The organism is Paucibacter sp. JuS9 (genome assembly GCF_044043925.2).
Taxonomy (GTDB): domain Bacteria; phylum Pseudomonadota; class Gammaproteobacteria; order Burkholderiales; family Burkholderiaceae_C; genus JAUASW01.
Genome location: NZ_CP194172.1, coordinates 1,359,200 through 1,382,968, shown reverse-complemented (window position 1 = coordinate 1,382,968; position 23,769 = coordinate 1,359,200). Strand labels below are relative to the sequence as shown.

At 66.8% G+C, this 23,769-nt stretch carries 23 protein-coding genes; 16 read left to right on the top strand and 7 right to left on the bottom strand.

Going from position 1 to position 23,769, the window contains the following annotated elements:
- The first annotated feature begins 16 nt into the window (after positions 1–16).
- The 6 genes from ABT392_RS06160 to ABT392_RS06135 all read left to right on the top strand — a co-directional run bounded on the left by ABT392_RS06160 (position 17) and on the right by ABT392_RS06135 (position 5,984).
- Positions 17–841, top strand: a complete 825-nt coding sequence (locus ABT392_RS06160) for an undecaprenyl-diphosphate phosphatase (RefSeq protein WP_395386306.1) — start codon at positions 17–19, stop codon at positions 839–841.
- 71 nt (positions 842–912) lie between these two features.
- A complete protein-coding gene (gene map / locus ABT392_RS06155) occupies positions 913–1,716 on the top strand; it encodes a type I methionyl aminopeptidase (RefSeq protein ID WP_334277098.1) in 804 nt (267 codons plus the stop codon).
- Positions 1,717–1,723: 7 nt separating this feature from the next.
- Positions 1,724–4,312, top strand: a complete 2,589-nt coding sequence (locus tag ABT392_RS06150) for a [protein-PII] uridylyltransferase (RefSeq protein WP_334277099.1) — start codon at positions 1,724–1,726, stop codon at positions 4,310–4,312.
- Positions 4,313–4,365: 53 nt separating this feature from the next.
- Entirely contained in the window at positions 4,366–5,151 is a 786-nt protein-coding gene (locus tag ABT392_RS06145) for a DUF2189 domain-containing protein (protein WP_334277100.1), read from the top strand.
- 6 nt (positions 5,152–5,157) lie between these two features.
- Positions 5,158–5,376 (top strand): DUF2788 domain-containing protein, encoded by a 219-nt coding sequence (locus tag ABT392_RS06140; protein WP_334277101.1) that lies wholly within the window; start codon positions 5,158–5,160, stop codon positions 5,374–5,376.
- Positions 5,373–5,984 (top strand): YitT family protein, encoded by a 612-nt coding sequence (locus ABT392_RS06135; RefSeq protein WP_395386307.1) that lies wholly within the window; start codon positions 5,373–5,375, stop codon positions 5,982–5,984. Before ABT392_RS06140 ends, ABT392_RS06135 begins: the two co-directional genes overlap by 4 nt.
- Here ABT392_RS06135 and ABT392_RS06130 read toward each other — a convergent pair.
- Positions 5,969–7,111, bottom strand: coding sequence for a winged helix-turn-helix domain-containing protein (locus tag ABT392_RS06130; RefSeq protein ID WP_395386308.1), 1,143 nt, complete (start codon positions 7,109–7,111; stop codon positions 5,969–5,971). The two genes, ABT392_RS06135 and ABT392_RS06130, sit on opposite strands and share 16 nt — an antisense overlap.
- Positions 7,112–7,260: 149 nt before the next feature.
- Between ABT392_RS06130 and ABT392_RS06125 the strand changes: the two genes are divergently transcribed.
- Positions 7,261–7,812 (top strand): hypothetical protein, encoded by a 552-nt coding sequence (locus ABT392_RS06125; RefSeq protein ID WP_395386309.1) that lies wholly within the window; start codon positions 7,261–7,263, stop codon positions 7,810–7,812.
- Between the two features lie 3 nt (positions 7,813–7,815).
- Here ABT392_RS06125 and ABT392_RS06120 read toward each other — a convergent pair whose 3' ends face one another.
- From ABT392_RS06120 to ABT392_RS06110, 3 genes are all read right to left on the bottom strand, one after another.
- Positions 7,816–8,505, bottom strand: coding sequence for a hypothetical protein (locus ABT392_RS06120; protein ID WP_334277105.1), 690 nt, complete (start codon positions 8,503–8,505; stop codon positions 7,816–7,818).
- A gap of 2 nt (positions 8,506–8,507) precedes the next feature.
- Positions 8,508–10,682: a S9 family peptidase gene (locus tag ABT392_RS06115; RefSeq protein ID WP_395386310.1), complete on the bottom strand. Its 2,175-nt coding sequence runs from the start codon at positions 10,680–10,682 to the stop codon at positions 8,508–8,510.
- 75 nt (positions 10,683–10,757) lie between these two features.
- Positions 10,758–11,627: an alpha/beta hydrolase gene (locus ABT392_RS06110; RefSeq protein WP_395386311.1), complete on the bottom strand. Its 870-nt coding sequence runs from the start codon at positions 11,625–11,627 to the stop codon at positions 10,758–10,760.
- Between the two features lie 217 nt (positions 11,628–11,844).
- Between ABT392_RS06110 and ABT392_RS06105 the strand changes: the two genes are divergently transcribed.
- From ABT392_RS06105 to ABT392_RS06070, 8 genes are all read left to right on the top strand, one after another.
- The gene (locus ABT392_RS06105) at positions 11,845–13,059 is read left to right on the top strand and encodes an arginine deiminase (protein WP_395386312.1); all 1,215 of its coding nucleotides are present in this window, start codon (positions 11,845–11,847) and stop codon (positions 13,057–13,059) included.
- Positions 13,060–13,235: 176 nt separating this feature from the next.
- Entirely contained in the window at positions 13,236–13,808 is a 573-nt protein-coding gene (gene fabA / locus ABT392_RS06100) for a 3-hydroxyacyl-[acyl-carrier-protein] dehydratase FabA (protein WP_334277109.1), read from the top strand.
- Positions 13,808–15,022: a beta-ketoacyl-ACP synthase I gene (gene fabB, locus ABT392_RS06095; RefSeq protein WP_395386313.1), complete on the top strand. Its 1,215-nt coding sequence runs from the start codon at positions 13,808–13,810 to the stop codon at positions 15,020–15,022. The genes fabA and fabB overlap by 1 nt, the downstream gene beginning before the upstream one ends.
- Before the next feature lie 906 nt (positions 15,023–15,928).
- Complete coding sequence (locus ABT392_RS06090; protein WP_334277111.1) at positions 15,929–16,108, top strand: hypothetical protein; 180 nt, start codon at positions 15,929–15,931, stop codon at positions 16,106–16,108.
- Between the two features lie 17 nt (positions 16,109–16,125).
- A complete protein-coding gene (locus ABT392_RS06085; RefSeq protein ID WP_395386314.1) occupies positions 16,126–16,647 on the top strand; it encodes a hypothetical protein in 522 nt (173 codons plus the stop codon).
- Complete coding sequence (locus tag ABT392_RS06080) at positions 16,644–17,189, top strand: cell division protein FtsI (protein ID WP_395386315.1); 546 nt, start codon at positions 16,644–16,646, stop codon at positions 17,187–17,189. The genes ABT392_RS06085 and ABT392_RS06080 overlap by 4 nt, the downstream gene beginning before the upstream one ends.
- A gap of 22 nt (positions 17,190–17,211) precedes the next feature.
- The gene (locus ABT392_RS06075) at positions 17,212–17,928 is read left to right on the top strand and encodes a flagellar basal body L-ring protein FlgH (RefSeq protein WP_395386316.1); all 717 of its coding nucleotides are present in this window, start codon (positions 17,212–17,214) and stop codon (positions 17,926–17,928) included.
- 150 nt (positions 17,929–18,078) lie between these two features.
- Positions 18,079–18,849 (top strand): Crp/Fnr family transcriptional regulator, encoded by a 771-nt coding sequence (locus ABT392_RS06070; protein WP_334277115.1) that lies wholly within the window; start codon positions 18,079–18,081, stop codon positions 18,847–18,849.
- 8 nt (positions 18,850–18,857) lie between these two features.
- Here the strand turns inward: ABT392_RS06070 and ABT392_RS06065 are convergent, their stop codons facing one another.
- Positions 18,858–19,367: a hypothetical protein gene (locus ABT392_RS06065; protein ID WP_334277116.1), complete on the bottom strand. Its 510-nt coding sequence runs from the start codon at positions 19,365–19,367 to the stop codon at positions 18,858–18,860.
- A 299-nt stretch (positions 19,368–19,666) separates the two neighbouring features.
- On the opposite strand from ABT392_RS06065, the gene ABT392_RS06060 reads away from it, so the two are divergent.
- Positions 19,667–22,156, top strand: a complete 2,490-nt coding sequence (locus ABT392_RS06060) for a TonB-dependent receptor plug domain-containing protein (RefSeq protein ID WP_395386317.1) — start codon at positions 19,667–19,669, stop codon at positions 22,154–22,156.
- Between the two features lie 10 nt (positions 22,157–22,166).
- Here ABT392_RS06060 and ABT392_RS06055 read toward each other — a convergent pair whose 3' ends face one another.
- On the bottom strand, positions 22,167–22,874 hold the full coding sequence (locus ABT392_RS06055; protein WP_334277118.1) for an ABC transporter ATP-binding protein: 708 nt from the start codon (positions 22,872–22,874) through the stop codon (positions 22,167–22,169).
- Positions 22,867–23,769, bottom strand: a complete 903-nt coding sequence (locus ABT392_RS06050; RefSeq protein ID WP_464970935.1) for an ABC transporter permease — start codon at positions 23,767–23,769, stop codon at positions 22,867–22,869. The genes ABT392_RS06055 and ABT392_RS06050 overlap by 8 nt, the downstream gene beginning before the upstream one ends.

Sequence of the window (23,769 nt, the reverse complement as noted above, 5' to 3'; positions counted from 1 at the left end):
TCTGCCGGAGCGCTTCTTGGACCTCCTTTTGCTGATCAAGGCTGCGGTCATGGGCCTGGTCGAAGGCCTGACCGAATTCCTGCCCATCTCCTCCACCGGCCACCTGATCCTGGCCGGCTCGCTGCTGGGCTTTGACGACGACAAGAGCAAGGTCTTCGACATCGCGATCCAGACCGGCGCGATCTTTGCCGTGATCCTGGTCTATTGGCAGCGCCTGCGCGAGACGGCCGCAGGCCTTGGCAGCGAACCGCGCGCCCAGCGCTTCGTGCTCAATGTCGCCATCGGCTTCCTGCCCGCCGTGGTGCTGGGCCTGCTGCTCGGCAAGGCGATCAAGGCGCATCTGTTCACGCCCACGGTCGTGGCCTCCACCTTCATCATCGGCGGCCTCATCATCCTGTGGGCCGAGCGCAGACCAGCCAGCGCGGTACGCATTCACGAGGTGGACGATATGCGCCCACTCGATGCATTGAAGGTCGGCCTGGTGCAATGCCTGGCCATGGTGCCGGGCACCAGCCGCTCGGGCGCCACCATCATCGGCGGCATGCTGCTGGGCCTGTCGCGCAAGGCGGCGACCGACTTTTCCTTCTTCCTGGCCATTCCCACGCTGATCGGCGCTGGCCTCTACAGCCTCTACAAGGAGCGTGCCCTGCTCTCGGCGGCCGACCTGCCCATGTTCGGCGTGGGCCTGGTGGTGTCCTTCCTCTCGGCCTGGGTCTGCGTGCGCTGGCTGCTGCGCTACATCGCCACGCACAGCTTCACACCCTTCGCCTGGTATCGCATTGCCTTCGGGCTTGTGGTCTTGGCGACCGCCTGGAGCGGCCTTGTGGTGTGGGCAGATTAAGGCGCTTGCACTTCAGAGAAGACTCATAGCGCCAGGGGCGATGTGATGTCGGAACTAAAATACGCACCCATATGACGATCACGATCAAAGACGCGGCCGATATCGCCGCCATGCGCGTTGCCGGCCGACTGGCCTCCGAAGTCCTGGACATGCTGACCCTGCATGTGAAGCCAGGCGTGACGACCGAGCAGCTAGACAAGCTCGCGCACGACCACATCGTGAACGTCCAGCAGGCGATCCCCGCGCCGCTGAACTACTGCCCGCCGGGCTACACGCCCTACCCCAAGTCGATCTGCACCTCGGTCAATCACCAGGTCTGCCACGGCATTCCGAACGACAAGGTCCTGAAGAACGGCGACATCGTCAACATCGACGTCACCGTCATCAAGGATGGCTGGCATGGCGACACCAGCCGCATGTTCATCGTCGGCGAGGGCTCGATCGCTGCCAAGCGCCTGTGCCAGTTCACCTACGAAGCCATGTGGAAGGGCATCGCCAAGGTCAAGCCCGGCGCTCGCCTGGGCGACATCGGCCATTCAATCCAGACGTTCGCCGAGAACGCCGGCTTTGCCGTCGTGCGCGAGTTCTGCGGCCATGGCATCGGCCAGGTGTTCCATGAAGAGCCGCAAGTGCTGCACTACGGCCGCCCGGGCACGCTGGAAGAGCTGGTGCCTGGCATGGTGTTCACCATCGAACCGATGATCAACGCCGGCCGCCGCGAGATCCGCGAGATGGGCGACGGCTGGACCATCGTCACCAAGGACCGTTCCTTGTCGGCCCAGTGGGAACACACCATCGTGGTGACCGAGACGGGCTACGAAGTGCTGACGCTCTCAGCCGGCAGCCCGCCGCCACCGGCCTTCATCACCGGCTGACCGGGCGTTGAGCGCGGTGGACCTGGCCGAACTGCGCCGCGAGTTCAAGAGCGGCAAGCAAGCGCTGATCACGGGCTTCATGCAAGCCCGGCCCACGGTCACGGCTGCAAAGACGCTCCTGCGCCAGCTGGCCAGGCATGTCGATGCCCAGCTGCTGCAACTCTGGAACGACGCCTCGATGCCCGAAGGCGCCTGCCTGCTGGCGGTCGGCGGCTTTGGGCGCGGCGAGCTGTTCCCGTACTCCGATGTCGACGTGCTCGTGCTCCTGCCCGATGAGGTTGAAGCGCACCAGCCCGGCGCCGTCAAGAACGGCCTCGAGGCCTTCATCACCGCCTGCTGGGACAGCGGACTGGAAATCGGCTCCTCGGTGCGCACGCTCACCGAATGCCTGACCGAAGCTGCCGGCGATGTGACCGTGAAGACGGCGATGCTGGAAGCGCGGCTGCTCGCTGGCCCGAAGACGCTTTTCAAGCAGTTCGAGCGCGCCCTGCAGGAGGCGATGGACCCCAAGGCCTTCCTGCGCGCCAAGACGCTTGAGAAGGCCCAGCGCCACACCAAATACGAAGAGACCCCCTACTCGCTCGAGCCCAACTGCAAGGAAAGCCCGGGCGGCCTGCGCGACCTGCAGCTCTTGATCTGGATCGCTCGTGCCGCTGGCCTGGGCAAGACCTGGCCCCAGCTCGCGGCCAAGGGCCTGATCACGCCTTTCGAGAGCCGCCAGTTGCAGCGCAACGAAGGCCTGCTCACCCTGATCCGAGCCCGGCTGCATGCCGTGGCCGGCCGCCGTGAAGACCGGCTCGTGTTCGACCTGCAGACCGCCGTGGCCGAGAGCTTCGGCTACAAGGCCAGCGGCGGCCAGCGCGCCTCCGAGATGCTGATGCGGCGCTACTACTGGGCCGCCAAGGCGGTGAGCCAGCTGAACCAGGTGCTCCTGCTCAATCTGGAAGAGCGCATCAACGGCTCGCAACAGGCCCACCTGCGTCCGATCAATCCGCGCTTCCTGGAGCGCGCCGGCATGCTGGAGGTGGTGGACGACGAGCTCTACGAGCGCGAGCCGCATGCCATTCTCGAGACCTTTCTGATCTACCAGCAGACGCCGGGCATCAAGGGCTTTTCGGCCCGCACCTTGCGCGCCCTCTACAACGCCCGCGAGCTGATGGATGCCGCCTGGCGGCGCGACCCGGCCAACCGTGCGCTTTTCATGCAGATCCTGCAGCAGAAGGAAGGCCAGACCCACGCCTTCCGGCTGATGAACCAGACCTCGGTGCTGGGCCGCTACCTCTGGGTGTTTCGGCGCATCGTCGGCCAGATGCAGCACGACCTGTTCCACGTCTACACCGTGGACCAGCACATCCTGATGGTGCTGCGCAATGTGCGCCGCTTCTTCATCCCCGAGCATGCGCACGAGTACCCGTTCTGCTCGCAGCTGGCCTCGCAGTTCGAACGCCCGCACCTGCTCTACATCGCCGCGCTGTTCCACGACGTGGCCAAGGGCCGCGGCGGCGACCACTCGGACCTCGGCGCGGTGGAGGCACGGCGCTTCTGCCGCCAGCATGGGCTGGACAAGGCCGACACCGAGCTGGTGATCTTCCTGGTCCAGCATCACCTGACCCTGTCTCGCGTGGCGCAGAAGGAGGACCTGTCGGACCCCGAGGTGGTGCAGGCCTTTGCGAAGAAGATGGTCGATGCCCGCCACCTGACGGCGCTCTATCTCCTGACGGTGGCCGACATCCGCGGCACCAGCCCCAAGGTCTGGAATGCCTGGAAGGGCAAGCTGCTGGAAGACCTCTACCGGCTGGCACTGCGCGCACTGGGCGGCGCCAAGCCCAACTTCGACGCCGACATCGAAGCCCGCAAACAGGAGGCGCGGCAGGCCCTGGCCCTGCTCTCGGCCCTGCCCGGCACCGAAGAGCCGCTGTGGAAGACGCTGGAGCTCAGCTACTTCGCCCGGCATGACGCCGGCGACCTGGCCTGGCATGCGCGCGCGCTGTGGCGGCATATCGAGTCTCCCGTGCCGGTGGTGCAGGCCCGCCCGTCGCCAATTGGTGAAGGCCTGCAGGTGCTGGTCTATGCCCCCGACCAGCCCGACCTGTTCGCCCGCATCTGCGGCTACTTCGATGGCGCCGGCTTCAACATCCTGGACGCCAAGGTCCACACCACGCGCAATGGCTATGCGCTCGACACCTTCCAGGTGATCAGCCCCGAGCTGGACCTCGACCAACGCGACCTGGTGCCACTGGTCGAGTCCAAGCTGTCGCAGATCCTGAAGGAGCAAGGGCCGCTGCCCGAGCCGCGCCGTGGCCGGCTGTCGCGCCGCGTGAAGAGCTTCCCGTTCACGCCGCGCATCGCCTTGCGGCCGGACGAGAAGGCACAACGCTGGCTGCTGTCGATCAGCACCAGCGACCGCGCCGGCCTGCTCTACGCCATTGCCCGCGTGCTGGCCCGCCACCGCATCAATCTGCAGCTGGCCAAGATTTCGACGCTCGGAGAGCGGGTGGAAGACACTTTCCTCGTCGATGGCGCATCACTGCAGCAGAACAAGCTGCAGCTGCAAATCGAGAGCGAGCTGCTGGACGCGGTATCCATTCCCGGCTGAGTTGATGGGCATCAAGAAGCGATGAAGTTTCGTCGGGCAAGATCGCTTCCAACATGAAATCGAGCCTGAAATCGAGTGACAAGGCCTTGGCCGAATCACGCCAGTTCGGTGTCCGCCCCGTTCCCTTGCTGCGCCCTCTGGGCTGGCTGGCACGCGGCTGGCGCGACCTGTGGCGCTGCCCGCTCGTTTCGCTGCTGCACGGCCTGGTGCTGGCGCTCGGCGGCATGCTGATTTTCTGGCTGGCGCGTGAACGTTTCTGGCTGCTGGCCGGCGCCTTCAGCGGCTTCCTGCTGGTGGCACCTGTGCTCGCGACCGGGCTTTATGCGCTGAGTCGCGGCATCGAACGGGGCGAGCCCATCGGATTCGCCACCGTGCTCAAGGCCTGGCAGCCGCATGACACCCGCCTCGTCCGCTTCGGCCTCTTGCTGGCCCTGGCCGGCACCGGCTGGGTGCTGACTTCGGCTTCGCTGATCACGGCGATGGCACCCGCACCGATCAACAAGCCCCTGGATTTCGTCCGCCACGTGCTGCTGAGCGACAGCGGCCTGCTGTTCGAGTCCTGGCTCGCGCTGGGCGCGGTGCTGGCCGCACCGGTGTTCGCCTCCAGCGTGGTTGCAATACCGCTGCTGCTGGACCGATCGATCAGTGTGCTGGGCGCCGTGTTCACCAGCTGGCGCGTCGTGATGGAGCATCCGGCCCCGGTGGCTTTATGGGCCTTTCTGATCATGGCCATGACGCTGGTCGGCATGGCCACCGCCATGTTGGGCCTGATCGTGATCGCACCGCTGCTCGGCCATGCCAGCTGGCATGCCTATCGCGATCTCGTCCGCGGGGCGTAAATCTCCATGTTCGGCTACACGGAAGAGCAGATCGCGCAGTTCGGCCTCAGCTTCGGCGTGGCCGCCTTCATGCTCTACATGGTCTTCATCATCCTGCAGCTGGCGCGCGAGTCGAAGGCCGGGCGCTTTGGCACCTTCGTGCTGCTGCTGGGCCTGGGATTCGGACTGGTGGGCTTTGCCGCCAAGGGCCTGATCAAGTTCTTCCTGCATGGGCTGGGCGAATGAAGATGATCAGCCGCAGCTTCCGGCACAGCCACCTCGAGGACCTGCAAGCCCTACTGACCGGTACGCTGTTCGCCGCGCTAGGCGTGCTGCTGTTCAAGCAGGCCGGCATGCTCAGTGGAGGCACCGTGGGCATCGCCTTTGTGCTGCACTATGCCAGCGGCTGGCCGCTGGGCCTGCTGTTCTTCGCGATCAACCTGCCCTTCTATGGCCTGGCCTGGCGGCGCATGGGCCCGGCCTTCACGATCAAGACGCTCTGCGCCGTTGGCCTGATGTCGGGCTTCGCCGAGGGGCTGCCACACTGGATCTCGTTCAGCGCGCTCGACCCGCTCTTTGCCGCGCTGGCCGGTGGCCTGTTGATCGGCGCCGGCATGCTGATTCTGTTCCGGCACAAGGCCTCGCTCGGTGGGCTCAACGTGCTGGTGCTCTGGCTGCAGGACAGCCGTGGCTGGCGCGCCGGCCACCTGCAGGCCGGGCTGGACAGCCTGATCCTGCTGACCGGCCTGGCCTGGGTGCAGCCCCGCCAGATTGCGCTGTCGCTGCTGGGCATGGCGGCCATCAACGCCGCGCTGGCGATCAACCACCGGCCCGGCCGCTACATGGCGACCTGAGCGCCGGTTTGCGGTGCCGGCCGAGCCATGCGGCGCCGGCCTGCCCAGATCACGCCGGCGAAGCAGGCGCCAAACAAGGCCCCTTCCATCATCCCCAGCGCCGACTGCGAGATGGGGCCGAGTTGCGCCTCACCGAACAGTCGCGCCAGCGGGCCGAGGTCCAGGCGCGAGCTGTCGAAGCTGGCCGCCATGCGGTCCAGGCTCCGCGCCATCATGCTGCCGCCAGCCAAGGGCAGGAGCGCGCCCGCCAAGCCGGTTGTGAAGGCGGCGCAGAGCACCGGCCGACGGATGTTCGCGGCCTCGCCGGCGCCGCCCAGCAGCCAGCCGGCCACCACCGCGAAGCCGATGACAGCACCTTCCAGTCCACCGGTTGTGCCCGCGGGCGCATGGCCCACCAGCAAGGTGAAGGTGTCCGAGCCGAGCAGCTTGGTCAGCCCGCCGACGACAAAGCCGCCCAGCGCGCCGCCAGCCAATTGCCAGCCCGGGCCCCGTGTCCAGCGCCGCGCCGCCGCCAGACCCAGCCCCACACCGAAAGCGCCGGCCACGCCGACAAAGATGCAAAGCGCCAGCAGGACGCCCAGCACCGAGACGCTGCCCACACCCAGGGCCTGCGGCGAGAAGGCCAGCGCGGATCCGTACAGCAAGCCGCCCAGCAGCCCGGACACGGCGCCGCCAAGCACGGCCGAGACGAGTTCGGCGGCAAAGACCGAGCCGCCTGCTGCCGCGTGGGTGTCCGGCAGCAGCGGTGCCGGCACACCGGCCGCCTCTGTCACGCTCGCCGCCTCGGCCGCCTTGGCCGTCTGCATCTCGGCAATGAAGATGTAGCCATGGCCAGGCACCGTACGCACAAATCGGGGCGCACTGGCGTCGTCGCCCAGGGCCCGGCGGATCTCCTTGATGCACTGGGTCAGCGCCGCATCGGTCACCACGCTGCCGGCCCAGACTTCATCGAAGAAGCGCTGCTTGCCGACCAGCCGTCCATGCTCCCGCACCAGCAGCGCCAGCGCATCGAAATAGCGGGCATTGAGGGCAACTGGCTCGCCGCCACGGCAGAGGCTGCGCTGGCCCGCATCGAGCACAAAGTGGTCGAAGCTGTGCACGGATGGGGGCGAGGCGGCGCTGCTCAAGGGCGGTGAAAGGGCTGGTGGGAAGGCTGCCAAATCATAGCGATGCAGGCCGACTGCCGGGGCTCAGCAAATGCTCACAAGGTCCTCACGACGCTCACGCCCCCCGGAGTTAGCCTGGGCACAACTCATTTCTCTGCGGAGACTTCCCGATGAATCCTTCCAGCACTTCCCCGGCCCGCATGCGTTCGCAGGCGTGGCGCATCGCCGGCTGGAGCGCCGCCGCCCTCCTCCTGCTTGTGCCCCTGGTGGCCATGCAATTCACGCCCGAGGTGCGCTGGAGCGCCGGCGATTTCCTGGTTTTCGGGCTCATGCTGGCCGGCGTCGGCGCCGGCCTCGAACTGGCGGCGCGCCAGACTGCTGATCTGCAGTACCGCCTGGCTGCCGGCGTCGCGCTGTTGAGCGCCTTCCTGGTCGTCTGGGCCAATCTGGCCGTTGGCATCGTCGGCGAGCCCAGCCACCTGGCCAATGGCATGTTCTTCGGCGTGCTGGCCATCGGCCTGCTGGGTAGCGTACTTGGCCGCGGCCAGGCGCCAGCGATGGCAGCCAACCTGCTGGTGATGGCAAGCCTTCAGGCGCTGGTGGGCTTGGTGGTGGTTGCGGCTGAGCTCGACACCGCCGGCCTGGTGGCCTCGGTCGTGCTGAGTCTGTTGTGGCTGCTGTCGGCCCTGCTGTTTCGCCGGGCAGCGCGCGCGCAGGCCTGAGCCCTATTTCGTGAAGCAGCTGCCCGCCATTCCGGCAAATCCCTGAGCTCTCTGGTCCATCGGGTTCAGCATGCCGATGCGGGGCGTCACCACGCGGGTGCATTTGCTGCCCTGGCGAACGAGCTTGTTGCCGGTGCCGTCGGTGGCGTCCTGGACGACGACAGGCAGGGTGCCCGCCGCGTCGGCCACCGCATATTCGACCGAGCGCTTTTCGCTGTTGGCGCGCGGGTCATTGAGCATCTGGCTGAGCATCGACTCGCTGCGCGGGCCGGAAGCGGGGCGGCCGGCGGGCAAGGCCAGTTTCAAGGGTTCCGGCCTGGTCGGCCCTGCCGTTGCCGCTGACGCCGGCTCAGCGGCTTTCGTTGCGACTGTCGTTGCGACTGGGGCTGCAAGGGCAGGCGCTGTCACCGCCACTTCGGGCGCCGGCACGGCAATGGTTCGCGCCGTGGGCGCTGTGGCAGGGGCTGCCCGGGGCGGCGGCCGGCGCTCCGGGATGGTCTCGCTCGGCAGGATGCGCAGCGCGATCAAGCGGCTCGCAGCCTTGACCGCGGGTCGGTCGCGCTGCAGAAAAAGCAGCAAGCCGGCGTTCACCAGCAGCGCCGCAGTCATTCCGAGCAGTAGCCGCGACCTGGGTGGCGCGGGCAGCGTGATCACTGCCGCCCCACTCACCGTGCCGTCCTCAGTCAACGCCATGCTCAATCGCCCGCCATGCCCCACTGCTGCAGCATGAAGGCATAGACCTTGGCCCGCTCCTTCAAGGCATCAAAGCGGCCCGAAGCGCCACCGTGGCCGGCGGTGAGGTTGATGTCGAACAGCAGCGGCGTGGCGCCGTTGGTCTTCAAGGCGCGCAGCTTGGCCACGTACTTGGCCGGCTCCCAATAGGGCACCTGGCTGTCATTGATGCCGGTGCGGGTCAGGATGGCCGGATAGGCGCCCGGCTTCAGGTTGTCATAGGGGCTGTAGGCGCGCATCCAGGCGTACTGCTCGGCGATCTTGGGGTTGCCCCATTCGATGAACTCTTCCGTCGTCAGCGGAATGGTTTCGTCGAGCATGGTGTTGATCACGTCGACGAACGGCACCTCGGCCACGACGGCCTTGAACAGCTCGGGCCGCAGGTTCACCACCGCGCCCATCAGGAGGCCGCCGGCGCTGCCGCCGTTGATGATCAGCTTGTCGGGGCTGGTCCAGCCTTCCTTGATCAGCGTCTCGGCCACCGACACGAAGTCGGTGAAGGTGTTCATCTTCTTCGCCAGCTTGCCGTCCAGGTACCAGCGCTTGCCAAGATCGCCGCCGCCGCGGATGTGGGCAATGGCCACCACCGCGCCGCGGTCCAGCAGCGAGAGGTCGTTGGCATTGAAACGCGGGTCGGACGCAATGCCATAGCTGCCATAGCCGCGCAGGAGCAAGGGCCGCGGGCCAACGCCCCGCAAGGCCTTGGCATAGACCAGCGAGATCGGCACCTTGGTGCCGTCCTTGGCCGTGGCCCACAGGCGCCTGGATTCATAGCGCGAGCCGTCGAAGCCGATCACCGGCTGCTGCTTCTTCAAGGCCAGCTGGCCGTCCTTCATGCCGAAGTCGTAGACGGCGGCCGGCGTGGTCAGCGCCTGGTAGTTCAGGCGCAGCGTTTCGCTGTCGTACTCGCGGTTGTCGCCTAGCGTGGCGGTGAACACGGACTGGTCAAAGCCGATGTCGCGCGGCTTCTTGAAATTGGCATGATCAAACACACGCAGCTTGACCGACCCCTGCTCGCGCAGCTGCACGGCGAGGTGATTCTTGAACATCGCGGCGCGCTCCAGCATCGCGTCTTCTCGGTGCGCAATCAGCTCTCTGGCCTTGTCGACCTGGGCATGCGTCAGCTTCAGGCTCTTCGGCAGCGGCAACACAGCGAGGCGGAAATTCGGGCCGCGATCATTGATGCGCAGATAGAGCTGGCCTTCGCGATGCTCCGCCGAATATTCGATGCCGGTGCGGCGCGGCAGCAGCACCTGCCAGGCGCCGAGTGGCTTGTCGGCGGGCAGCGCCAGCACTTCCACGGTGTCCTTGGAGCGCGTGTAGAGCGTCAGGTAGCGGCGGTCGGCCGTCTGGCCCAGGCCGATGTTGTAGAGCTCGTCCTTCTCCTCGTAGACCAGCACGTCCGGCCCCTGTCCATCGAGCTGGTGGCGCCACAGCTGGTTGCGACGCTTGGCGTCATTCGAGGTGACATAGAACAGCGTCTTCGAATCGGCCGCCCAGATCGCGCCATCGGTGCGCGCGGCCTTCCAGGCGACTTCTTCACCTGTCGCGATATCGCGCACATGCAGCTCGAAGTCGCGCGCACCGGTTTCGTCCAGCGAGTAGGCCACGCGCTTGCCATCGGGGCTCACCTGCACCAGGTTCACGGCCAGGAACTTGCGGCCCTTGGCCAGCTCGTTCAGGTCCAGGAGCGTCTGTTCCGGTGCGGCGGCGTCATAGGCGCGCTGCGGGCCGGTGGCGGCACGGCGGGTGTAGACCGGGTACTGCTTGCCTTCCAGTGTGCGCGAGCTGTACCACCAGGCGCCCTGGCGGGCCGGCACGCCTTCGTCGGCCTGCTTGATGCGGCCCACCAGCTCGGCATAGAGCTTGTCCTGCAGGCCGGCGAGCGGCTTGTAGAACTGCGCGGTGTAGTCGGCTTCGGCCTTCAGATAGGCCATCACCTGGGGATTGTCTCGCTCACGCAGCCAGAAGTAGTCGTCGATGCGGCGGTCGCCGTGGACGCTCACATCCTTGGGCATCTTGCTCGCCACGGGCGGTTCGCTCTGCGTTTGCCCCAGGCTCAGGCCTGCACAGGCCATCAGCGTCAAGCCTAGAAAGAGCTCGCGCCAGTTCTTCTTCAAACTGCTTGGATGTGTCATCGGACTCCCCCGGTTGAGGCGCCCGATTGTGCCCAGCTTTTGCCCGGCTCTTGCCCGCCCGTTTTCAGTCGAAAGTCATGCCAATCCGCTGTACCAGCGCAGGCCCAGCAGGTGCCTTGTCATGCGATGAACACGGCTCTCGGGGTCACAAAGCTCGTGCAGGATGTTGAAGTGATGGCAGCTCTCCAATTCCTCGCAGACCGGCACGGCGCGCGCTCCCCAGGCGTCGCGGATCGCCAGCATCTGCCGCTTGTACTCTTCGCTCTCCTCGCTGCCGACCAGGGCATAGAGCGGCGTGTCGGGCGCCGGGAACTGCACCGGGCTGAGGCGATGCACGGCATCCGCGTCGAGCTTGAGATCGCGCTGCAGGAAGGGCGTGCGGGCCAGTGGCGCCAGGTCATGCAAACCCGACAGAGACATCGCGCCCTTCACCAGATCGCGCGGCAGTTCCACGCCCAAGGACTTCCAGTCACAGCAGCTCATCATCGCGGCCAGGTGCCCGCCCGCTGAATGCCCGGCCACGACGATGCGGCTCGGGTCGCCACCATGCTCGGCCGCATGGCGCCAGACCCAGGCCAGGGCGCGCGCGAGCTGCAAGGCGATGCGCTCCATGCTCACCGTCGGGCACAGCGCGTAATTGGGCACAACGACCAGTGCGCCTTCGTCTGCAAACACCGGTGCCACGAAGCTGTGGTCCGACTTGTCCAGCGCTCGCCAGTAGCCACCGTGGATGAAGACCAGCACCGGCGCGTTCGGCGAGTGGGTCGGGAAGATGTCAAGCCGTTCACCCGGTTCATCGCCGTAGGCGATGTCGAGGCGGCAATCTGTCTGAGAGCGGGCCAGCGCCGAGGCCTCGGCCCAGCGGCGCAGCAGCACGGCCGACTCCGGCACACGAGCACGATTGTCATATTGCGCCGTCAGCCAGGCTTCGGTGGGGCGGGCCATCAGATTTCCTTGCTGCTATCGGGTGTTCGTGATCGAGCAGTGTCTCAGCGCGCCGACCGCGCGCAAGCCGACGGAAACCCGAAGGCCAGCAGCCAGACGGGCGTCCCACATAAAAGCGACCGGACGCCGATGCTTGCGCCTGTTACGGCCAGAGACCGCGCGCTGATCGCCCTTTTCCCTTAGTCTTTGCCGCTGAAGGATTTGCGGGGCAGCTGGTATGGACCCATCGCTTGGCGTGCATTCGGAGTTGGGGCGTTTGCGCCAGGTGCTGGTGTGCAGGCCCGGCATGGCGCAGCGGCGCCAATCGCCAGGTGCTGAAGCCGGCGCGCTGTTCGACGCCCTGCCCCTCGTCGACCAGGCGGCTGAGGAGCACAGCCGCTTCTGCGCCGCACTGCGCTTGCTCGGCGTCGAAGTGCTGGAGCTGCACCATCTGCTCGCTGGCACGCTGGAGCGCCGCATCGCACGCAACTGGCTGCTCGACCGCTGGCTGGACCCCACGCGAGTAGACATTGAGCTGACCCAGCAATTGAGGCCCTGGCTGCAGGACCTGCCCGCTGTGGAACTTGCCGAACGCCTGATCGGCGGACTGGTTCGTGCCGAACTGCCCTTCGATCCCACTGAACCGCAAGGCCTGCAGATGCGCAGCGCCGACCCGCGCACGCCGCTGCTGCCACCACTGCCAGGGAGCGTGCTGATGCGGGACAGCAGCGTGTGGATAGGCGATGGCGTCGCCCTCTCGCGGCTGCGAGCGCCCGAACGCCGGGATGAAGCGCTGCTGCTGGGCGTGGTCTATCACTTTCATCCCCGTTTCGTGGGTTGCAACACCGGCTGGTGGGGCGAAGGCGAGCAGGACCCTGGCCCAGCCCTGCTGGCCGGTGGCGATGTGATGCCCTTGTCCAAGGGCCTGGTGCTGCTGGGCATGGGTCAGCACACGACGGTGCAGGCCGTCAGCCAGCTGGCGAGAAACCTTCTGAGCAGAGGCGGTGCTGATCGAGTGCTGGTGGCGCGTTTGCCGGCCATGCCGGTGGGCTGTCACCTGGACCGGCTGCTGAGCTTTTGCGACCGCGACCTGGTCGTCGTGGGTGGCAGCGCGCTCAACGCCTTGCAGACCTTCAGCCTGAGGCGCGGCAAACGCAACGATGTGCTCGAAGTCCAGCAGGAAACGCGGCCTCTGCTGCAAGTGCTGGCCGAAGCGCTGGAACTGAAGCAGCTGCGCGTCGTCGTCAGCGGCGGCGACCCCGGCGGCCCCTGGGAAGACGGCGGCCAGTTGCTGGCGATTTCTCCGGGCCAGGTGCTGGCCTGGCATCGCAATGCGCACACCAATGCCCAGCTGCGTGAAGCGGGCGTTGAAGTGATCGAGCTGCCCGGCGGCAGCCTGGGCCGCGCCGGCAGCCATGCCTATGCCTGCCCGATCAGCCGCGAGCCCCTGTAAAACGGGGCTGCGCGCTGCTTGATTTGAAAAGCATTGATTTGAAAAAAGTTGACCCCTGACAGGGCCTTCGCGCCCGTCTGCGGCGAAACTGCGAATAGCATGTCGGCTTTGAACCCGGTGACGCCATCCGGCGCCGACCCCGCACTGACAGATAGACAAGAGACGGAGCCAAATCAATGCAAGCGTCTGCGGCAGACAACCCGCTCACCCCATCCCAGCGTCCCAGCCAGCTTGAACTTGGCGTCCATTCCTACGAGCGCGAGCAATTGCTGGCCTGCGGTCGCGGCGAGTTGTTCGGCCCCGGCAATGCCCGCCTGCCGCTGCCCAACATGCTGATGATGGACCGCATCACGCACATTGACGCCACCGGTGGCGAGCATGGCAAGGGCCTGATCGAGGCCGAACTGGACATCACGCCCGAGCTCTGGTTCTTTGCCTGCCATTTCGAAGGCGATCCGGTGATGCCGGGCTGCCTCGGCCTGGACGCGCTGTGGCAGCTCGTGGGCTTCTGGCTGGGCTGGCGCGGCAACCCCGGCCGCGGCCGCGCGCTGGGTGCCGGCGAGGTCAAGTTCTCTGGCCAGGTGCTGCCCTCGGTCAAGAAGGTCACCTACCGCCTGGACCTCAAGCGCGTCATCGAGCGCAAGCTGGTAATGGGCATTGCCGATGGCCGCATGTTCGCCGACGGCCGCGAAATCTACGTCGCCACCGACCTGAAGGTCGGTCTGTTCACGTCCACGGAGAATTTCTGATGCGTCGCGTCGTTGTCACGGGCATGGGCATCGTCTCCAGCATCGGCAACAACCGTGCTGAAGTCACCGAGAGCCTGCGCACTGGCCGCTCGGGCATCGCATTCAATCCGAGCTATGCCGAGAAGGGCATGCGCAGCCAGGTCAGCGGCCGGCCGAACCTGAAGCTGGAAGAGCTGATCGACCGGCGCAACCTGCGCTTCATGGGCGACGCCGCCGCCTATTCGTTTCTGGCCATGCAGCAAGCCATCGAGCATGCCGGCCTCACGCAGGACCAGGTGTCGAATCCGCGCGCTGGCCTTGTCGCCGGCTCTGGCGGCGCCTCGAGCCTGAACCAGGTCTGGGCCGCCGATACGCTGCGCGAAAAAGGCATCAAGCGCGTCGGCCCCTTCATGGTCACACGCACCATGGCCAGCACTGTCTCGGCCTGCCTGGCCACACCGTTCGGCATCAAGGGCGTGAACTACTCGATCACCTCTGCCTGCGCCACCAGCGCGCATTGCATCGGCCACGCCGCACAGCTGATCGCCTGGGGCGAGCAGGACGTGGTGTTTGCCGGCGGCGGCGAGGAGGAGAGCTGGGAGCTCTCGCTGCTGTTCGACGGCATGGGCGCCATGTCCAGCAGCTACAACGAGACGCCGGCCACGGCCTCGCGTGCGTTTGATGCCTCGCGCGATGGCTTTGTCATCGCCGGCGGCGGCGGCATGCTGGTGCTCGAATCGCTCGAGCATGCGCAGGCGCGCGGCGCCAACATCATTGCCGAGCTGGTGGGCTTTGGCGCCACGTCCGACGGCTACGACATGGTCGCGCCGTCCGGCGAAGGCGCGGTGCGTTGCATGCAGCAGGCCATGAGCAAGCTCAAGACGCCGGTGGACTACATCAATGCCCATGGCACCTCCACCCCGGTGGGCGACCTGGCCGAGCTGGGCGCGGTGCGCAAGGTGTTTGGCGACAAGGTGCCCTACATCAGCTCGACCAAGTCGCTGACCGGCCATTCGCTTGGCGCGGCTGGTGTGCAGGAAGCGATCTACTCGCTCCTGATGCTGGAAGGCGGCTTCGCTGCGGCCTCGGCCCACATCAAGAACCTGGACCCGGCGGCAGAAGGCCTGCCCATCCTGCGCGAGCGCCTGGACCAGACGCTCAACACGGTGATGTCCAACAGCTTCGGCTTCGGCGGCACCAACGCCACCCTGGTGTTCTCGCGCTTCAGCGCCTGAGTTCTCTCGAGCTCCAATCAAGGCCTTGCAGCAATGCAAGGCCTTTTTCATGGTTCATCGTCGAGTTCCGGCGATGTCTCTTGACGGCACGTAGCAGCCGTTCGCTTCGCGTTTGCAGAGGTCGGGCGGTAGGCACAGGCTGGCCCCTCCACCGGGCTCATGGTGCGCGGGTTGGCCTCTCGGCCAACTCCCCTCGGTGCTCGCATCACGGGCCGGCGGCGCGCAACTCGCTGCGCTCACCTTCGGCTCGCTCCGCTCAGACAGGGCGCGCCAAGTCAGTTGTTGAAGCGTGCTGCGCACGCCCGGCCCGTGCTGCTGCGCTCTCGGCCGCGCACAAATCGCCCGGCAGCGGGGCCAGCCTGTGCCGGCGAGAGGTCGTGGCCTGCGAGCAAACACCCCCACGCGGCGCTGCGTTGCACGGCAACCCGGGCAGCTGCGCGGTGAATGCAAGGGGCCGAGCAGCACAGCGGCTCGGGGCAGCACGCGCAGCGTGCCTCAACAACTGACTTGGCACGCCCTGTCTGAGCGGCACGAACGAAGTGAGTGGAGCGAGTTGCGTGCCGCCGCGAGTTGCGAGCAGCGCAGGGGAGTCGGCCTGCAAGGCCGGCCCCCTTGCCTGAGCCGTGCGGCTGCCCGGGTTGCCGTGCAACGCTCTCACGAAGTGGCTTCGCGAGTGGCTGCAACGTGCCGGTAGGCGTCTCCCTCCCAGCTTGGCGATGAACCGTTCATCTTGCGACTGCAATGGCTGCTGCCCAGGGCCTCGGCAGCAGGTGCTTGCCGCCCCCACGCCTTGAGTGACATCCATCACTCAGCAAGCGAAGTCCAGAGCTTCGCAGTCTGTACTCGGCCCTTTTCGAACAGGCCGGCTGGCAACAATTTCTGTACCGACACAGAAGGAGTTCCGCCATGCACGTCAACCTGCCGCTCAACAAGGTCGAGCCCACGGCGGCCAAGCCCGCGCCTGCGGCCGCTGCCAAGTCGCCTGCCGGCAATTTCAGCGAGCTGCTGAAGAGCGCCCAGGCTTCGGCCGCCCCAACGCCCGGAACGCCCGGCAGGCCAGCCACAGCGCCCATCGGCACACCCTGAGCGCTGCGGAGCCGCGAATGAGCAGCTTGCCAAGCATCTACAGCGCCACCGGCGGTGCCACCGACAACGTCGGCCGGCGCCAGACCCAGGCCAATGTGCTGCGGGCCGATGATGGTCGAACCCGCAAGGCCGATAGCGCCGACGCCGACAGCGCCACGAACGTCGTGGCGGCCGCAGGCGTCCACGCCTCCTTCAGCCCGCAAAGCCTGCGCGCACTGGAAGACTCGGCAGTAGAGATCGCCGGCGATGTGAAGGAGCTGGTGCTGGACGTGGGTGAGCTCGGTGCCAACATCGTCAGCACCGCAGCCGAATCGATCGATACCGTCGGCGAAGGCGCCATCGAGCTCGTCAGCGCCGGTGCCGACAGCTTGATCAAGGGCATTGACGCCGTGCGCAGCGGCGTCAGCGAGGTGGCCGATGCCGCTGCGCACGCGGTGACCGATGCCGCGGGTCGTGCTGGCGAGGTTGTGGAATCGGCCGCCGGCTATGCAGCACTCACGGCGCTGGCCGGCCGTGCGCTGATCAACGTGATCGCATGAAGGCCCGCGCGCTTCTTGCACTCGGCACACTCGGCGCCCTCGCCCTGCTTTCCGGCTGCGGCGCAATGGCACCGCTGCAAGCCTGGGGCCTGATCAAGGCAGCCGACACCGCTGGCACCACGGCCATGGCCTATGCACCAGGCAAGGCCGTCAACACCGTGCACCACGGCGAGCCGGTGATGTCCAGTCTGTGCATCGAATACAACCGCATGACGCCGCTGGAAGACCTGGTGCCGGCATTGCAGCTCGAGCTGCGCGAGCAAGGTGTGGCGAGCCGCGTCTATGAATCGGGTTCGGGCCAGCAGGAATGCCGGTACTGGCTGCGCTACGCCGTCACCATCGAATGGGGCACGCCGCCGCTGAGCAGTGGCTACCGCGCCTACCTGAGTTCAGCCGCGCTGAGCCTGCATCACGCCAACGGCAGCCTGATGGCCAGCAGCGCCTATGCGGTGGACAGCGACTACGGCACCAGCAAATGGTCGACCACGCGGCGCAAGCTCGCGCCGGTGGTCAAGGCCGTCATCACCGGCTTCACCAGTTGAAGCCGCTAGGGAGAACACAAGAATGAGCAAGACCTGGCCCTGCCACTCAACCCTACCCTCACTGCAACCCTCACTGGCCCTGCTTCCCGTGCTGATGCTCGGCGCCTGCTCCACGCAGCCGCTGGTGCAAGGCCCGATGCTGGCCGCGCCGGTCAAGGCGCCGCTGTACCTCGAGCGGCCCAACAACGGCGCGATCTACCAGGCCCACATGCCAGCCAATTCGCTGTTCTCCAGCGAGCGGCGGCCGCAATCGATCGGCGATACCTTGAAGGTGGACATCGCCGAAAGCCTGCAAGCCAGCCAGCGCTCCAGCAGCGACACCAGCCGCGACAACAAGCTGGCCGTGAAAGGCCCGGGCTCCGGGCGCAAGAGCGGCGGCGTTCTCGAGACCATCCTGAATGCCGACGCCAGCGCCTCCGGCAGCGATTCGTTCAAGGGATCTGGCAACACGGAGACCTCCAGCAGCTTTGCCACGCAGCTCGCCGTCACCGTGATCAATGTCCTGCCCAACGGTCACCTTGTGGTGGCCGGCGAGCGCAGCACCGGCCTGAACGGCGGGCGCAACACCCTGCGCTTCTCGGGCACGCTGGACCCGCGCGATATCCGCCCCGGCAACATCGTCAACTCCAAGGACGTGGTCAATGCGAGCCTCGAAAACGTCGGCCAGGGCGACGTCTCGGAAGCCTCTTCGCGCACCTGGCTGCAGCGCGTGCTGACGCGCAGCCTCTCCATCTGGTGACGCACGAAGGCGGGCAGACCCAGAGACAGCAGCACCGGTCAAGCCGCATTGCGGCCCCTGGCCACCCCTTGTTCGGTCGACCACGTTTGCGCCGGATCACCTAAAAGCACGGCAGCAAAAGCGTGGCCCACCGCCACAGAGATTTCCTGGATGAAACGCAGCAGTTCCAACAGTGGGCCCGACGTGCCGCCCGAGCCCACCCAGGCCTGGATGACAGACGCCAGGGTCAAGACGTACCGGCGGGGCCAGACCATCATCGAAGCCGGCAGCGAGCTCGGCGACTGGGTGGCCATCAGCAGCGGCGCGGCCTGCCTGATGGCCAAGGTGGCCGGCAATTCCAGCGTGGCTGTGGCCGCGCTGTGGCTGGGCGACGTGATTGGCTGGAATTCACCGCTGGGCAAGCTGGCGGCGCGCTATGAGGTCAACGCGCTGGTAGACGTGGTGACGATCAGCGTGCCACGGTCGCAATTGAGTGCGTCGCCCGACTCCCACGACCGCGGCGACACCGCGCTCCTGCACGCGGCCACCGAGACCCGGCTGCAGGACCAGATCACAATGCGCCTGGCCGGCAACGGCTTCCAGCGCCTGGTCAGCGTGCTGGCCACCCTGGCCACCGCACTCGCGCCACCACTCGCACAACCACACGCACAGCGGCCGAGCTTGAGCCGCTTGCCGCTGCCTGTAGCGCAGGCCTTTGTGGGCCAGCTCTCGGGCCTCTCGCGCCGCCAGACCTGGATCTATCTCGGCCAGTTGACCGAGGCCGGCTGGGTCTCGACCACGCGAACCAAGGTCATCCTCGAAGGGCTGTCCTCATGGCTCGCGCTGATGGCCGAGGTCGAGCGCGAAGGCCTGGCCTGCATTGCCACTGTGGAACTGTGCAGCGCCACGCTGACCCAACTCGGCGATGCCAGCAACGCCTAGGCGCCCTGCTACTCGTCGTGCCTGGACCAGAGAGAAGGCGTGGCCGTGCGTGGCGCGCTCTTGCGGGTTCGCAACACCGCATCAAAGCCCTGCTGCCCGCCATTCCAGGCCGCGGTGATCAGGCCGTTCAGGTCTTCCATCGAGAGCTGGCTCAAGTCGGTGCGGAACATCTTGATCGCTGGTGCCAGGTTGGTCCGAGGCACGTTCGGATGCGTGACCAGCACGGCCTGGACGGCGCTGTAGGCGTCGGGGCTTTGCTGGCAGATCTCGCGGATGCGCCGCAGCGACTCGCGCGGATCAGCCTGCCGTTCGGCTGACAGCCAGGGGAGCTCCAGCGCCGCCTGCTCGCGCTCGCTGCGGGCCAGCTTGCAGGCGGTGAGCAGGTAGTCGCAGTCTCTTGCCTGCACGGCCTGCTCGTCCAGCTCAGCTTCGCTCAAGCCCTTGGCATAACGGGCGTCGACGATGTCTTGCAATTGCTTGCGCAATTCCAGCAAACGGCTTTGCAGTTCGGTGCTCATGACGGCCCCTTCCCCGGCCAACACCGGGCGATTGCATCTTGGGGCCAAGCGGCGCCACAGGCAACAACTGAAACACAGGGGCCGGCCGCTGCTGGCCGCCCTCCGCAAGCTGCTGGACGGCCGAACCGCTTGATGCAAGGCACCCGTCCGGTGCACGCAACACCCTGGTAGCAACCCTCTGGCGGTGCGATATGCGCCCGATACGCTCGCCACGCGCACTGCGGCAGCTCCACGAGAGCAGACCATCAACATCAGCGGTGCGCGCCCGACAAGGGCCAACAACCAAGAGGGACAAGACCATGCGTGCATCCACATCCACTATCGGAATCCATCGGCGATTCAAGCCGCAGCTGCTGGCCCTGGCCGCCGCGCTGGCTGCCGGCTCGGCGCTGGCACAAGACGCCAAGCCGGCCGAGGACAAGGCCAAGAGCCTGGAGCTCGTCACCGTGACGGGCAGCCGCGCCTCGGTTCGCAGCGTGGCCGACAGCGCCTCGCCGGTCGACGTGATCGACGCCGCCACCATCGCCGCCAGTGGCGCGGTGGAACTGGGCCGGCTGCTGCAGGAGCTGGCCCCATCGTTCAACTTCCCGCAGAGCTTTGTGTCGGACGGCACCGACCTGATCTGGCCGGCTTCGCTGCGCGGCATGGGCCCCGACCAGGTGCTGGTGCTGGTGAACGGCAAGCGCCGCCATCAGCAGGCGCTGGTCAATGTGCAGCAAAGCATAGGCCGCGGCTCCGCCGGCACCGACATCAACACGATTCCGGTGTCGGCCATCGAACGCATCGAAGTGCTGCGCGACGGCGCCTCGGCCCAATACGGCTCTGACGCGATCTCGGGCGTCATCAACATCATCCTGAAGCGCAAGGCCAGCGGCGGCACGCTCACCGGCGAATACAGCCAGACCAGCGTGGGCGACGGCGACACCTGGAAGCTCGGTGCCAATGCCGGCATGGCGCTGGGCGACGGCTTCCTGAACCTCAGCGCCGAATACGTGGACCGCGGCGAGACCAACCGCGCCGGCCTCGATTCGCTGCGCGTTTCACCGCCGAAGGTGACCCAGCGCATCGGTGACGCGGCCACCAAGAGCAAGCTGCTGTGGGCCAACGGCGAAGTGCCGCTGGGCGAAGGCGAGCTCTACTTCTTCGGCGGTTACTCGGGCCGCGAGGGCAACTCCTCCGGCTTCTTCCGCCCCGGCGGCGACGGCCGCACCATTCCGGCGCTCTATCCCAATGGCTTCCTGCCCACCTTGCTGACCACCAGCGATGACTGGTCGATGGCCATGGGCCTGCGCGGACCCTTGGGCAAGACCTGGAGCTATGACGCCAGCATCAACCGCGGCCACAACCAGTTCGAGTTCGCTTCCGCCAATACCGCCAACGTCTCCTGGTACTACGAGCCCAAGCCGGGCGGCGGCATCTATGCCGAAACGCCCACCTCGGCCAAGGACGGCACCCTGAAGTTCAAGCAGACGACCGCCAACTTCGACCTGAAGGGCCAACTGGACTGGGGCATCGGCAAGGAGCCGCTCTATGTCGCCACCGGCGCCGAATGGCGCTCGGACGGTTTCGAGATCCAGGCCGGCGATCCGGTCTCCTATGCCTATGGCCGCACCAACAACGGCGCCATCTTCATCGCCAACCAGACGGGCGGCGCCGCTGCCGCCGGCATCCAGGGCTTCCCCGGTTTCACGCCCGGCACGGCGGTGGACAAGAGCCGCCGCAGCCTGGGCGCCTATCTCGACGCCGAATCCTCGGTCACCGACAGCCTGCTGCTCAGCGGCGCGCTGCGTGTCGAGGACTACTCGGACTTCGGCAAGAACACGACCGGCAAGCTGTCGATGCGCTTCAAGGCGAGCGACGCGCTGTCGCTGCGCGGCTCGGTCAACACGGGCTTCCGCGCGCCAGGCATCCAGCAGCAGTATTTCAGCCAGGTCTCGACGACGCTCGGCGCCTCGGGCCAGCTGACCGACACCGTCACGGCCCGCCAGGGCAGCCCGCTGGCTGCGGCCTTCGGCATCCAGCCGCTGCGCGAGGAGCGCTCCAAGAGCGCCACGCTGGGCCTGACGCTGCAGCCGGCGCCGGGTGTGTCCTTGACGGCGGACTTCTACAGCATCCGAGTCAAGGACCGCATCGTCTTCTCCAGCGAGATCGGGCCCGAGGCCAATTCAGGCAGCTGCACCGACGCCAAGGTCTGCCCGGTGCGCGTGATCCTGCGCAACCTGAACCTCGGGGCGGCCACGCTGTTCACCAATGCGATCGACACAAAGACCACGGGCGCCGATCTGGTGGGCCAGTACACGATGAAGCTGTCGGGTGGCGACACCCTGACGCTCGACGCCTCCTACAGCTACAACAAAACCACGATCACGGCCATCCATTCGCAGAGCACCGTGCTGTCCAGCGAGGTGCTGTTCGACCAGACCCAGCGCACGCTCTTGCAGGAGGCGCTGCCGCGCCACCGTGGCGCGTTCGGCGGCAGCTGGAAGAGCGGCGACTGGCGCGTCAACCTCAACAACAGCTACTACGGCGAGGTCAGCGGCCAGGGCTTCACCGGTGTCAAGCAGACCTGGGGCGCCAAGTGGCTGACCGACCTGTCGGTGAACTGGAAGCTGAACAAGCAGCTGGACCTGAGCTTCGGTGGCCAGAACATCTTCAATGTGCATCCGGACAAATGGAGCGATGCGGCCGGCTTCCCGCTCAATGCGCTGGGCTTCACCTATGGCTGGGAGACCGTGCCCTTCGGCATCAACGGGGCACGCTACTTCGTGCGCGGCAAGTACTCGTTCTGAGCCTGCACGGCTAGACGGTGGTGCGGCCGGTGACCCGGCCGTCCACCACCTCGATCAGGCGGTCACAGCGCGTGGCAAGCTCCGCGTTGTGGGTCACGAAGAGTACCGCCGTGCCGTGCTCGCGATTGAAGCGGCGCAGCAGGTCAAACACTTCGTCTGCGCTCTTGGTGTCGAGGTTGCCAGTGGGCTCGTCGGCCAGCAGCAGGGCCGGGTTCATGGCCAGAGCACGGGCCACGGCCACGCGCTGCTGCTGCCCGCCGCTGAGCCGCCCGGCCGGCTGGTCGATCCATTTCGCCAGGCCGACGCTCTCCAGCAGGCCGGCCGCTCGCTCGCGCATCTCGCGGGTCTGAAATCCGGCCGCGCCCATCATGGGCATCATCACGTTCTCCACGGCCGTGAAGGCGCTGAGCAGGTGGTGGTACTGGAACACGAAGCCGATGGTGTGGCCGCGCAAGCGGGTCAGCGCCGCATCGTCGAGTTCGGTGCTTTCCTGCCCGGTCACGCTCAAGCTGCCGCTGGTCGGCCGGTCCAGCAGGCCGACGATGTTGAGCAAAGTGCTCTTGCCGGAGCCCGAAGGGCCCATCACGGCACAGAACTCGCCCCGCTCGAGCGTGAGGTCGATACCGTGCAGGATCTCGGTCTCGATCGGCGTGCCGACATTGAAGGCCTTGCGCACCTGGCGCAAGGCCACGACCGGTGTGCTTGATTTGCTATCCACGGATGGCCACCACAGGATCAAGCCGCGCGGCACGGCGAGCCGGGGCGTAGGCGGCCAGCAGGCCGGTCACAGTGGCCACCAACAGTGCCACCAGGTAGAGCATGGGGTCGAAGCTGAGCGGGAACAGCGGCGTGCCGTCGGCATTGCGCGCAAACTGCTGCCAGGCCACCAGGGCCAGCCCGCCGATGGCACAGCCCGCCAGGCCACCGCCGCAGGCCAGCAGCCCGCCCTGCAGCAGGAACACGCGCATGACCTGACCCTGCGAGATGCCCATGGCACGCAGGATGCCGATCTCGCGCGACTTCTGCACCACGACCACCACCAGCACGCTGGCGATGCCGAAGGCGACCGACAGGCCGACGAAGAAGCGGATCGCCCGGTTGGCCGTGGTCTGCGCACTGATCGCCGAGAAAAACTGGGCGCTGGCCTTGATCCAGCTGTCGGCCTCCACGCCGGTATCGGCCGCGATGCGCTGCGCCACCTCTTCGGCGGCATAGACGTCCCTGACCGTGACCTCGAGGCTGGTCACCTGGCCACTCAGACCGAGCAAGCTCTGCGCGCCGCGCAAGGGCAGGAACACGCTGCGCTCATTGGCGCCCTTGTTGCCGAGGTCGAAGACGCCGCTGATGTTGAACACCATCACCGCACCGCTGGCGGCACTGAGCCGCAGCTTGTCGCCGACATCCACGGCCAGGTCGCTGGCCAGCTCGGTGCCGATGAGCACGTCGCTGCTCGACAGCCGCGCACTGCCGCGGACAATTTTTTCCGACAGGTCGACGATGCGGAAGTAGCTCTCGGGCTCGATGCCGCTGACCGACACCGCCTTGCTCGCGGTGCCGCGCAGCACCAGCGCCGATCCGGCGGCCACCGGCGTCACCACCCGGACCTGCGGCAA